General features: G+C 65.2%; 9 protein-coding genes. 2 read left to right on the top strand and 7 right to left on the bottom strand.

Going from position 1 to position 11,776, the window contains the following annotated elements; all coding sequences use genetic code 11:
• Window positions 1-6 precede the first annotated feature (6 nt).
• The 4 genes from AWB80_RS01900 to AWB80_RS01885 all read right to left on the bottom strand — a co-directional run bounded on the left by AWB80_RS01900 (window position 7) and on the right by AWB80_RS01885 (window position 7,612).
• Window positions 7-1,185, bottom strand: coding sequence for an efflux RND transporter periplasmic adaptor subunit (locus AWB80_RS01900; protein WP_061172927.1), 1,179 nt, complete (start codon window positions 1,183-1,185; stop codon window positions 7-9).
• A 468-nt stretch (window positions 1,186-1,653) separates the two neighbouring features.
• A complete protein-coding gene (locus AWB80_RS01895; protein WP_061172926.1) occupies window positions 1,654-3,183 on the bottom strand; it encodes an efflux transporter outer membrane subunit in 1,530 nt (509 codons plus the stop codon).
• Between the two features lies 1 nt (window position 3,184).
• Complete coding sequence (locus AWB80_RS01890) at window positions 3,185-6,349, bottom strand: efflux RND transporter permease subunit (RefSeq protein ID WP_061172925.1); 3,165 nt, start codon at window positions 6,347-6,349, stop codon at window positions 3,185-3,187.
• Window positions 6,350-6,367: 18 nt separating this feature from the next.
• Window positions 6,368-7,612, bottom strand: coding sequence for an efflux RND transporter periplasmic adaptor subunit (locus AWB80_RS01885; RefSeq protein WP_061172924.1), 1,245 nt, complete (start codon window positions 7,610-7,612; stop codon window positions 6,368-6,370).
• A 448-nt stretch (window positions 7,613-8,060) separates the two neighbouring features.
• Here AWB80_RS01885 and AWB80_RS01880 point away from each other — a divergent pair, with 448 nt between their 5' ends.
• The gene (locus tag AWB80_RS01880) at window positions 8,061-8,705 is read left to right on the top strand and encodes a TetR family transcriptional regulator (protein WP_061172923.1); all 645 of its coding nucleotides are present in this window, start codon (window positions 8,061-8,063) and stop codon (window positions 8,703-8,705) included.
• Here AWB80_RS01880 and AWB80_RS01875 read toward each other — a convergent pair.
• The gene (locus AWB80_RS01875) at window positions 8,688-9,326 is read right to left on the bottom strand and encodes a cysteine hydrolase family protein (RefSeq protein WP_087130888.1); all 639 of its coding nucleotides are present in this window, start codon (window positions 9,324-9,326) and stop codon (window positions 8,688-8,690) included. The two genes, AWB80_RS01880 and AWB80_RS01875, sit on opposite strands and share 18 nt — an antisense overlap.
• 125 nt (window positions 9,327-9,451) lie before the next feature.
• On the opposite strand from AWB80_RS01875, the gene AWB80_RS01870 reads away from it, so the two are divergent.
• Window positions 9,452-10,408, top strand: coding sequence for a helix-turn-helix domain-containing protein (locus AWB80_RS01870; protein WP_061173094.1), 957 nt, complete (start codon window positions 9,452-9,454; stop codon window positions 10,406-10,408).
• A gap of 4 nt (window positions 10,409-10,412) precedes the next feature.
• On the opposite strand, the gene AWB80_RS01865 is transcribed toward AWB80_RS01870, so the two are convergent.
• Both AWB80_RS01865 and AWB80_RS01860 read right to left on the bottom strand, forming a co-directional pair.
• Entirely contained in the window at window positions 10,413-11,213 is an 801-nt protein-coding gene (locus AWB80_RS01865) for an SRPBCC family protein (protein ID WP_061172921.1), read from the bottom strand.
• Between the two features lie 75 nt (window positions 11,214-11,288).
• On the bottom strand, window positions 11,289-11,666 hold the full coding sequence (locus tag AWB80_RS01860; RefSeq protein WP_061172920.1) for a DUF427 domain-containing protein: 378 nt from the start codon (window positions 11,664-11,666) through the stop codon (window positions 11,289-11,291).
• Between the last annotated feature and the right edge of the window lie 110 nt (window positions 11,667-11,776).

Here is an 11,776-nt window from a genome sequence, read left to right as displayed (position 1 = left end):
CCTCCCTTATGCGCCGGAAGCGGGCGTCGCCGCATCCGCGGACGCTTCCGGCAGATGCGCGGGCACCGCCTTCACTTCCATTCCGGGACGCACCTTGTCGATGCCCTCGACGATCACGCGATCGCCCGCTTTCAGGCCGCCGTCGACCACCCAGTTCTGGCCGTGCGTGCCCGACGTCACGAGCGGACGCAACGCCGCCTTGTTGTCCTTGTCGACGACCATCGCGATCGGCGTGCCCTTCTGGTCATGCGTGACGCCCTGCACCGGCACGACGAGCGCGTCCGGATTCACGCCTTCCTCGATGCGCGCGCGCACGAACATGCCCGGCAGCAGCACGCGGTCCTTGTTCAGGAAGACCGCGCGCACGGTGACGGAGCCGGTCGACGGGTCCACGGTCACGTCGCTGAATTGCAGCTTGCCCTGCTCCGAATAGACGCGGCCGTCTTCCAGGATCAGCGTGACCTTCGCGGCGTTCGGGCCGTTGGTCGAAAGACGCCCTTCCTGGATCTGACGGCGCAGCTTGAGGCCGTCGAGGCTCGATTGCGTGAGGTCCACGTACATCGGATCGAGCTGCTGGACCGTGACCATCAGCGTCGCCTGCGCAGCCTGGACGTAAGCGCCCGGCGTGACCTGCGAGATGCCGGCCTGGCCGGTCACGGGCGAGGTCACGTCCGTATAGCCGAGGTTGATCTGCGCGGTATCGATCGCGGCCTTCGCGGAAGCGACATCGGCTTGCGCCTGACCTTGCAACGCCACCGCGTTGTCGTAGTCCTGCTTGCTGACCGCGTTCGCCGCGACGAGCACCTTGTAGCGTTCCGCCTGCGCAGTCGTCGAAATGAGGTTCGCCTGCGCCTTCGCATACGATGCCTTCGCGTTGTTCAGTTGCGCGATGTACGGCGCGGGATCGATCTTGTAGAGCCGCTGCCCCGCCTTGACGACGCTGCCTTCGGTGAATTCGCGGCGCAGCACGATTCCGTCGACGCGCGCGCGCACCTGGGCATCGACGAAAGCGCTCGTGCGGCCCGTCAGTTCGGCTGTGACCGGAACCGCGACCGATGCGAGCGTGACGACGCCGACTTCCGGCGTGTGCGAAGCCATCGCGGGAGGTTTCTCCCCGCAGCCGGCTGCCAGCAGGGCCGCCGTCGTGACACCGATTACGCGGTATGGAATCCGTTTGAGAAGCATGGGACGCAGACCTCTGAAGTTGCTGAAGATGAAACGTGCGCGAACCGGTGTTCCGGTTCGACGGCGCGTCGGGAGTGGCTGATCGTCGCGTCGCTCGGTAAAGCGCCGCCGGCGCGTGACGGCGCCGTCATCTCCTGAAAGGCGACGATATTTTTGGGATAACTGAATGTAGACCGGGCCCGAGCGCGAATTTTCGGTCCGGATGTGGCGAGCGATCGCGCGGTACTGGCTATGACAAGCAGCCGATTATAGATATCGCCCGCGATGAGGATGCCTAAACTACTGGCAAATCTGTGAAAATTTGATGGTGATTAAAACAAAGATGGCGAAGCGTCTGCAGAAGCAAAGTTTTGTCACAGTCTCGCGCGTGCGGACGCGGGAGCGGACATTGGAAACACAATGAAAAAGCCCGGCGCGAGGCCGGGCTTCATCTGCAACACATCGAGTCGAATCAGCTCAACTCGCAGCTCAACCCGCCGCCGCCGGCGCCGAGGCCGGCTGCGGCGCGCGCTCCGAGCCGTAGTCGACGGGTGCATCGGCCGGGCGCGGCGCGTCGCCGGAACGCTCGATCCAGCCGCCGCCCATGAACTGATACAGATCGACGAGGTTGGTCAGGCGGTTCAGCCGCGCCGTGATCAGCAGTTGCTGCGCTTCGTAGAGCGCCGTCTGCGCGGTCAGCACCGCGAGATAGCTGTCGACGCCGTTGCGATAGCGCAGGTCCGACAACTCCAGACGACGGCTCTGCGAGTTCACGAAACGCTCGAGCGACTTGATCTGCTCGTCGAAGGTGCCGCGCGCGGCGAGGCCGTCCGCGACTTCGCGGAACGCGGTCTGGATCGCCTTCTCGTAGTTGGCGATCTCGATGCGCTTCTGCACGTTCGCGAGATCGAGATTGGCCTTGTTCTGGCCGCCCTCGAAGATCGGCACCGTGATCTGCGGCGCGAAAGACCACGCCGCCGAACCCGGCTTGAAGAGACCGCCGAGCGTGGGCGACAGCGTGCCGAAGCTGCCCGTCAGCGAAACGCGCGGGAAGAACGCCGCACGCGCCGCGCCGATGTTCGCGTTGGCCGCGAGCAGCGACTGCTCCGCCGCCGCGATGTCGGGACGGCGCGTCAGCAGATCGGACGGCAGGCCCGCCGGGATATCGGACAAGATGTTCTGCGTGTCGAGCGGCATGCCAGCGGGAAGATCCGCCGGCAACGGCTCGCCGACCAGCAGCACGAGCCCGTTCTCCGCCTGCGCACGCAGACGCGCCTGCGTTTGCAGGTTCGCCTGCGCCTCTTCGACCACGCCTTCCGACTGGCGCAAGTCCAGTTCCGTGCCCGTGCCGTTGTCGTACTGCAGCTTGGTGATACGGAACGACTCCTGCGCGGTCTTCAGCGTGTTCTGCGTAACCGCGAGCGCGTCGTCGTAGGCGAGCATCGTCAGATACTGGTCCGCCACCGACGACACCAGCGCGATCTCCGCCGCCTTGCGCGATTCCGCCGTCGACAGATACTGCGCGAGCGCCTGATCCTTCAGGCTGCGGATGCGCCCGAAGAAGTCGATTTCCCACGACGCGTTCAGGCCGACCGAATACGTGTTCGAGATCGTCTGGTTGAAGAACGACAGATTCTTCGGCGTGCGCTGCTTGCTTTGCGACGCGGCGCCTTCGAGCGTCGGAAAGAGTCCGGCGCGCGTGATCTGATACTGCGCCTGCGCCGCCTCGACGTTGAGGACCGAGACGCGCAGGTCGCGGTTGTTCTTCAGTGCGAGCTCGACGATCTTTTGCAGGCGCGCATCGGCGAAGAAGTCGCGCCAGCCGATTTCCGGCGCGCTCTGCCCGTTCGCGGTGCGGCCATTGCTCGCCGAAGACGACGCATCCGGCTGGTGCGCGTACACGCCGCCTTCGGGAAACGTCTGCGTGACGGGCTCGGGCGGCCGCTCGTACTTCGGCTGGAGCGTGCAGCCCGCGGCGAATACCGCCACGGCGGCCGCGATCAAGGAATGTTTAAGCATCTCAGTGTCCTTCCTTACCGTTCGTGCCTTCGATGTCGCCCGACGAACCCGGTGCCGGCATGTCCTTGCTCTTGCTGAACTTGCTGATAACGACAAAGAACATCGGGATCATGAAGATGGCGAGGAACGTCGCGGTCAACATGCCGCCGATCACGCCGGTGCCGATCGCGTGCTGGCTCGCCGAGCCCGCGCCATTGCTGATCGCGAGCGGCAGCACGCCGAGAATGAACGCGAGCGAGGTCATCAGAATCGGGCGCAACCGCAGGCGCGCCGCTTCCATCGCCGCTTCCACCGTCGACATGCCCTGCATGCGCAGCTCACGCGCGAACTCCACGATCAGAATCGCGTTCTTCGCCGACAGACCCACCGTCGTCAACAGACCGACCTGGAAGAACACGTCGTTCTCCAGACCGCGCAGCGTCGCGGCCAAGAGCGCGCCCAGCACGCCGAGCGGCACGACCATGATCACCGAGAACGGAATCGACCAGCTTTCATACAGCGCCGCGAGACACAGGAACACGACGAGGATCGAGATGCCGTACAGGATCGGCGCCTGCGAACCGGACTGGCGTTCCTGATACGACAGACCCGTCCACTCGTAGCCGATGCCCGCCGGCAGCTTCGCCGCGATCGCTTCCATCGCGGTCATCGCCTGACCGGTCGACTTGCCGGGAGCCGCCGCGCCCTGGATTTCCACCGCCGAGATACCGTTGTAACGCTCGAGCTTCGGCGAACCGTAGGTCCAGTTGCCGGTCGCGAATGCGCCGAACGGCACCATCGTTCCCGCGCCATTGCGCACGTACCACTTGCTCAGGTCGTCCGGATTCATGCGGAACGGGCCGTCGCCCTGCACGTAGACCTTCTTGATCCGGTTATCGACGTCGAGGAAGTTGTTCACGTACTGCGAGGCCCACGCGATCGAGAACGTCTGGTCGATGTCCGAAATCGCGACGCCGAGCGCATTGGCCTTCTCGCGGTCGATGTTCACCTTGAACTGCGGTGTGTCGTTCAGGCCGTTCGGACGCACCTGCGCGAGCGTCGGGTCCTTCGACGCCATGCCGAGCAGCATGTTGCGCGCTTCCATCAGCTTCGCGTGGCCGAGGCCGCCGCGATCCTGCAGCTCGAAGTCGAAGCCCGCCGCCGTGCCGAGTTCGGGAATCGAAGGCGGATTGACCGGGAAGATCAGCGCGTCCTTGTAGGGCGCGAAGTGCATGAACATGCGCCCGACCAGCGCCTGCACCTTCTCGTTGCTGTGCTGGCGGTCCGCGTAGTCCTTCATCCGCACGAACACGAGGCCGGAGTTCTGGCCACGTCCCGCGAACGAGAAGCCGTTCACCGTGAACACCGATTCGACGATCGCCTTCTCGTCCTTCAGCAGATAGTCCTGCACGTCCTTCAGCACGTGCGCCGTGTATTCCTGCGTAGAGCCGGCGGGCGCCTGCACGAGCACGAACATCGTGCCCTGATCTTCATCGGGCAGGAACGACTTCGGCAGACGCAGGAACAGCATCCCGACCGCGACGATCACGACGATATAAATGATGAGCCAGCGCCCCGAGCGGCGAATCACGTGCTTCACGCCGCCGTGGTACTTCTCCTGGCTCTTGTTGAAGGTGCGGTTGAACCAGCCGAAGAAACCCTTCTTCTCCGGCTCGTGCCCTTCCGGATGCGGCTTCAGGAGCGTCGCGCACAGCGCCGGCGTGAGAACCAGCGCGACCATCACGGACAGCACCATCGCAGCCACGATCGTCAGCGAGAACTGCCGGTAGATCGCGCCGACCGAGCCACCCGAGAACGCCACCGGCACGAACACCGCCGACAGCACGAGCGCCACGCCGACCAGCGCGCCGGTGATCTGGTCCATCGCCTTGCGGGTGGCGTCGCGAGGCGACAGATGCTCCTCGGTCATCACCCGCTCGACGTTCTCCACCACCACGATCGCATCGTCCACCAGCAGGCCGATGGCGAGCACGAGGCCGAACATCGACAGCACGTTGATCGAGAAGCCCACCGCCGACATGATCGCGAACGTGCCGAGCAGCACCACCGGCACCGCGATCGTCGGGATGATCGTCGCCCGCAGGTTCTGCAGGAACAGATACATCACGAGGAACACGAGCACGATGCCTTCGATCAGCGTCTTGACCACTTCCTCGATCGACAGGCGCACGAACGGCGTCGTGTCGTACGGATACTTCACCACCAGCCCGTGCGGGAAGTACTTCGACAGATCGTCGATCTTCTGGCGCACCAGCTTCGCGGTCTGCAGCGCGTTGGCGCCCGTCGCGAGCTGGATACCGAAGCCGGCCGTCGGCTGGCCGTTGTACTTGGTGTCGAAGTTGTAGTTTTCGCCGCCGAGTTCGATCCGCGCGACGTCCTTCAGACGCACGCGCGAGCCGTCCTGATTCACCTTCAGCAGGATGTCGCCGAACTGCTCGGGCGTGCGCAAGAGCGTCGCTTCCGTGATGGTCGCCTGGAGCATCTGCCCCGGCACCGCCGGCGTGCCGCCGAGACCGCCCGCCGCCACCTGCACGTTCTGATTGGTGATGGCGTTCTTCACGTCGACCGGCGTGAGCGAATAGTTCGTCAGCTTGGTCGCATCGAGCCAGACGCGCATCGCGTACTGCGAGCCGAACAGCGTCGTGGTGCCGACGCCGTCGATACGCGAGAGCGGATCGGCCACGTTCGACGCCACGAAGTTCGCGAGGTCGTACTTGCTCATGCTGCCGTCTTCGGACACGAACGCGAGCACGAGCAGGAAGCTCGAACTCGATTTCGTGACCTTCGTGCCGAGCTGCTGCACGACCTGCGGCAGCAGCGGCGTGGCGAGCTGCAGCTTGTTCTGCACCTGCACCTGCGCGATGTCCGGGTTGGTGCCCGCCGCGAACGTCAGCGTGACGGTGGCCGTGCCGGAGTCATCGGAGGTCGACGACAGGTACAGCAAGTGGTCGAGGCCGGTCATCTGCTGCTCGATCACCTGCGTGACCGTGTTTTCCACGGTGCTCGCCGATGCGCCCGGGTACGTCGCGCTGATCTGGATCGCAGGCGGCGCGATCGTCGGATACTGCGCGACCGGCAGCGTGAAGATCGACGCCATCCCCGCCAGCATCAGGATGATCGCGATCACCCACGCGAAGATCGGCCGATCGATAAAAAACTTTGCCATGTAACAGGCTCCCTGTTATTACGCGCCCGAGGCGGCCGATGCGGCCTGCGCACCGCTCGCCCCGCTCGCGTTGGCCGGAGCGGCGGCACCCGGCGCGGACGCCGCCTGCGCGTCCGATGCGGGATACGGGAATTTCGCGTCGACCGGCTTCACCTGCATGCCGGGCTTCGCCTTCTCCACGCCGTTCACGATCACGCGGTCACCCGCGTTCAGGCCGCTATCGACCACCCAGTTGTTGCCGTAGGTGGCGCTCGTGACGAGCTGGCGCAGCTCGACCTTGTCGTCCTTGTTGACGACGAGCGCGGTCGGCGTGCCCTTCTGATCGTGCGTGACGCCGATCTGCGGCACGACGAGTGCGTGGTCGTTCACGCCTTCCTGAATTCGGGCGCGCACGAACATGCCCGGCAGGAGCACGCGGTCCTTGTTCTGGAAGATCGCGCGCACGGTCACCGAACCGGTGCTCTGGTCGACGCTCACGTCCGAGAACTGCAGCTTGCCCTGTTCGGTGTAAGTGCGGCCGTCTTCGAGCACGAGCGTCACTTTCGCGGCGTGAAGGCCTTCGGTCTGCAGCCGCCCTTCCTGAATCTGGCGGCGCAGCTTCAGTCCGTCGACGCTCGATTGCGTCAGGTCGACGTAGATCGGATCGAGCTGCTGCACGGTCGTGAGCAGCGTCGCGGCGCTCGCCTGCACGTACGCGCCGGGCGTGACCTGCGACAGACCGGTGCGGCCGGTGATCGGCGAGACGACGTCGGTGTAGCCGAGGTTGATCTGCGCGGTATCCACCGATGCCTTGCCGGCGGCTACATCCGCTACCGCCTGGCCCTGCGAGGCGACGGCGTTGTCGTAATCCTGCTTCGACACTGCATTGGCCGCGACGAGAACCTTGTAGCGCGACACGAGCGAGTTCTGCGACGCGACGTTCGCCTGGGCCTTCGCCAGCGTCGCCTTCGCGTTGTTCAGCGCGGCGAGGTACGGCGCCGGATCGATCTTGTAGAGCCGCTGACCGGCCTTGACCTCGGCGCCTTCGGTGAATTCACGGCGCAGCACGATGCCATCCACCCGTGCGCGCACTTGCGCGACGAGGTAGGCGTTGGTGCGGCCCGGCAGGTCGACGACGACCGGCACGCTCGTCGGCTGCACGGTGACGATGCCGACTTCGGGCGTTTGTGGCGGAGGTGCCGATTGTTTTTGTCCGCACGCTGCCAGGAACACGGCAGCCGTCGCGGCGGTGATTAAGCGGAGTGGAACCCGTTCGACGCGCATGGAGCGACCTCTGTCTAAGACTGAGAGTGAAGTGGGTGCGCGGCGGCCTTCCCCGGACAATGCCGCGCACGAGCGTCGTGAGACGCCGACCAATAAACAAGACAGTGAGACCAGTGAGCGCAACCGCCGGCCAGCGGCCGGGTCGTCATGCCCGTGCGCAGCGCTTGATAAAGCGCCGCCCCAAGGCCTGAGGACGGCCAGAACGGGCAATCGAAATGCAAGCTTAAATCGGAATCTGCTCGCTGGCTGAATTGTAAATATTGGTGAACGGGTGGTATTGTATATACATTCGTGGATGAATGTAAAAAACCGTACGTGTTTATCCCCATTGGAAGCGAGAAAAAACCGCTCAGGGGAATCGATTACGTTCGACGAATCTTCGACACGACCGCCATCGCGCGGTCCTTCAATTGCAGTTGCGGGAGCAGACGGCCATCGGCCGCAGGATATGGTCAGACGAACCAAGGAAGAAGCGCAGGCGACGCGCAACCGGGTGCTCGACGCAGCCGAACGCGTCTTCTACGAAAAAGGCGTGTCGCGCACGACGCTCGCGGACATCGCCCACGCTGCGGGCGTGACGCGCGGCGCGATTTACTGGCACTTCGCCAACAAGGGCGATCTGTTCAACGCGATGTTCGACCGCAGCCTGCTGCCGCTCGACGAACTCATCGAAACGACCCTGGACGGCAAGGAAGAAGACCCGCTCGCGCGCCTGCGCGAGCTGTTCATCTGGTGCATGCGCAACATCACGACCGACGCGCAGCGGCGCCGCGTGTTCGACATCCTGTTCACGAAATGCGAGTTCGTCGAGGAGATGGGGCCGGTTCGCGAACGTCATCAGAACAACATGCGCGACGGCATGGAGCGCATCGAGCGCGCGCTGCGCAACGCCGTCGAAAAGAAGCAGTTGCCCGCGACGCTCGACACGCTGCGCGCCACCACCATGCTGCACTGTCTCTTCACCGGCATCCTGCGCGACTCGCTGATGCTGCCGGATCTCGTCCATCCCGAGCGCGACGCCGAAGCGCTCATCGACGCGTGCTTCGACGCCCTGCGTTGCAGCCCGGCGTTGCTGTCACCGGTTGCCGGCTGATTTCGCGGCGCGCGCCCGCTGGTTCGATGCGTAGATGTTGTCGCGCGCGGGCGGCTCGCCCGTTTGCAGTGCGGCGATCCACTCGTCGGTGCCGAGCACGGCGGCGAAGCGCGACTGCATCACCACCGTGAAGACGCGGTGAATCTCCTCCGCACTCGCCCGGCCCGCGCTGTTTTCATAGGGCACGGCGCCCGTCGCATCCACGAGAAATTCGACTGCCAAACCGGCATGCACCGCGTGCTTGACGGTGGAATCGTCGCAATTGTGTGTCATGTAGCCCGCGATCACGATCGTGTCGATGTCGTGCTGCGTCAGCCAGTCCGCGAGATCAGTGCCCGCAAAGGCGCTCGGCAGCGATTTCTCGACGTAATGCGCGCGCGGCCGCGACGCCACGGTTTCGTGCAGTTCCGCCAGCGCTGAACCGCGCGCGAAGATCGGCGCGCTGGCGGGCGCGAAATTCTGCACGACGACGACCGGCACGCCGTGACTTTCGGCGGCGTCCATCGCGCGGCCGATATTGGCGAGCGACACGTTCACCTCGGGATATTCGATCGGCAGGTTGCCGGTGACATATTCGTTCTGCACGTCGATGACGATCAGGGCGCGGCGCGGCATGTTCAACTCCTTCGTGGATGGTCGAAGCATTGTCGCCGCGCCCGCGCACCGGTCAGAAGTGGCCCGATTGCCAACTTTCGCCTGAATCGGGCCAAAATATCTGCATTCGTCGTTTCGCGGGAGTCGTTGCCATGCATCGCCATTCGATCGCCGTCGTCGCATTCGACCGCATCAGCCCGTTTCATCTCGCGGTGCCGTGCATCGTGTTCGGCGAGGAGCGCGGCGGGATCGGCGTGCCGTCGTTCGACTTTCGCGTCTGCGCGCTCGAAGCGGATGCACTCGCCACGTCCGCGGGGTTCACCATCGCCGCGCGGCATTCGCTCGACGCACTCGCGGGCGCCGACGTGATCATCGTTCCTTCCTGGCGCGATCCCGATGAGAAACCGCCCGCCGCCCTGCTCGACGCCCTGCGCGCAGCGCACGCACGCGGCGCGCATATCGTCGGGCTGTGTCTCGGTTCGTACGTGCTCGCGGCGGCGGGTTTGCTCGACGGCCGCGCGGCCACGACACACTGGGCCTGGGCCGACGATTTCGCGCGCCGCTATCCGCGCGTGCGGCTCGATCCGAACGTGCTCTATATCGACGACGGCAACCTCACGACGTCCGCCGGCACCGCTGCAGGCCTCGACTGCTGCCTGCACGTGCTGCGCAAGCTGGCCGGCTCGCACGCGGCCAACCAAGTCGCGCGGCGGCTCGTGGTGCCGCCGCATCGGCAGGGTTCGCAGGCGCAGTTCATCGACGAACCGCTGCCGGAGCGCGCCAACGGCGAGAAACTCGCCGGACTGCTCGACTGGATGCGCGCGCATCTGCAAACGGATCATTCACTCGATGAACTCGCCGCGCGCATGGCGATGAGCCGCCGCAACTTTACGCGGCGCTTTCGGGAAACGACGGGCACGACGGTCGGCGCGTGGCTGACCGGGCAACGCGTCGCGTTCGCGCAGCGCCTGCTCGAAGATACGGATCTGCCGATCGATCGCATCGCGGAAGACAGCGGCTTTCGCACCGGCGCAACGCTGCGCCAGCACTTCGCGCTGACGCTGAAGACTTCGCCGTCGGCTTATCGCCGCGCGTTTCGCGGCGTGTGACGCGTCATTGCAGGCCGATATGCTGCGCGAAGTACGCAAAGAGCGCGACGCAGACGAGCATCGCGGCCCACGCCCAGACGGGCAGGCCGAGCGGATGCGAATCGTGGGAATGATCGTGCTCGCGATGCGCGAAGCCGTGTCCAGGCAGACGATGCCGCAGCACGCCGCTCGCGTGAGCATCGGCGGATGGACCGCGCAGCGCGCCCGAGCGACGCGAGAACGCCGCCGACACCGAACCCGGCCGCAGGAACACATGACGCCGCGCGGTGTTTTCGCCGACCGCGCGCATCGACGGCAGGCCGTGCTTCGCGCGCACCACTTCGCAGAACTCGGCGAAGAAATCGTCGGCGCCTTCGCGCAGCGCGTTTTCGATCTGCCGCGACGGCAAGCCCGCGAGCGGGCCCGAGACGGTCGCCCAGACGGTGTATTCGATCCAGGTCGCATCGGCATCTTCGTCCGGATTCAGCGCGACCGCGATCTGCCCGCGCAGCGAGCCGACGCCCTCGCCGCGCGCCTTGAAGCTCAGCGTGCGTGCGTAGGCGGTATCGTCGGATTCGGTGGATTCGGTGGCTTCGCCTTCCGCGTGCGCCGCCTGACGCGTGCGCCCGGCGGCGTGCGCGCGGATTTCGTAACGCGCCCGCAGCGCGCCGAGCGGCACGATCAGCGTGAGGACATATTCGCCGCCCGGCGTGCGCGTGAACGACTCGCAGTTGTCGAGGCTCGCGCGCAGCAGCGCCAGATCGCCCAATGCTTCCCGGACATGCGCCGGGTCGAGCGGAACGCACAGTGCATCGGTGACTTCCATTCGAGCCTCCGGGACCAGGATCGCATGCGTTCGTTATGGCTCAGCGGGCGGGGCGGTGTCTGTTCGGACGCGCGCCTATGAAGTTTCGTCGATACGATCGACGCGCGACCGATGAAACGCGAGATAGCCCTTGATCCGCGCGGCGGCGTCGGGCGGCGTCTCGTAACTCCACGCGGCGTTTTCGACCGGACCGTCTTCGGTCAGCAGATGATAGTGCGTGGCCAGGCCCTTGTGCGGGCACTGCGTGGTGTGGATGGAACGTTCCAGACGCGCCATGTTCACGTCGGCGCGCGGGAAGTAGTGCACTTTTTCGGCGCCCGCTTCGACGACCGTGACGGACGCGTGTGTGTCCGCATAAGTGACGCCCTGATGGATCACGCGGCAGCGCCGGCCGTTCGGCGTGATCTCGATGCGATGCGCCGCCTCGTGCCCCTCGTTGAGTTCCGTGCCCATCCTGATGCGCCTCCCGCGTGCGAACCGTCATCCATAGAAAAAGCCACGAGGCATCGAGATACCCGTGGCTTGATTATGAGACAAACTTGGATGGCTGGGTGAGTGCTTTC

Origin of the sequence: Caballeronia pedi, assembly GCF_001544915.2 — a bacterium.
Lineage (GTDB): Bacteria > Pseudomonadota > Gammaproteobacteria > Burkholderiales > Burkholderiaceae > Caballeronia > Caballeronia pedi.
Note: the sequence above shows the minus strand (reverse complement) of the source record. Positions and strands in the feature narration are given on the sequence as shown.

Excerpts from the sequence above, each read along its gene's own strand:
- AWB80_RS01900 (WP_061172927.1), bottom strand. The coding sequence starts at position 1,185 with ATGCTTCTCAAACGGATTCCATACCGCGTAATCGGTGTCACGACGGCG.
- AWB80_RS01895 (WP_061172926.1), bottom strand. The coding sequence starts at position 3,183 with ATGCTTAAACATTCCTTGATCGCGGCCGCCGTGGCGGTATTCGCCGCG.
- AWB80_RS01890 (WP_061172925.1), bottom strand. The coding sequence starts at position 6,349 with ATGGCAAAGTTTTTTATCGATCGGCCGATCTTCGCGTGGGTGATCGCG.
- AWB80_RS01885 (WP_061172924.1), bottom strand. The coding sequence starts at position 7,612 with ATGCGCGTCGAACGGGTTCCACTCCGCTTAATCACCGCCGCGACGGCT.
- AWB80_RS01880 (WP_061172923.1), top strand. The coding sequence starts at position 8,061 with ATGGTCAGACGAACCAAGGAAGAAGCGCAGGCGACGCGCAACCGGGTG.
- AWB80_RS01870 (WP_061173094.1), top strand. The coding sequence starts at position 9,452 with ATGCATCGCCATTCGATCGCCGTCGTCGCATTCGACCGCATCAGCCCG.
- AWB80_RS01865 (WP_061172921.1), bottom strand. The coding sequence starts at position 11,213 with ATGGAAGTCACCGATGCACTGTGCGTTCCGCTCGACCCGGCGCATGTC.
- AWB80_RS01860 (WP_061172920.1), bottom strand. The coding sequence starts at position 11,666 with ATGGGCACGGAACTCAACGAGGGGCACGAGGCGGCGCATCGCATCGAG.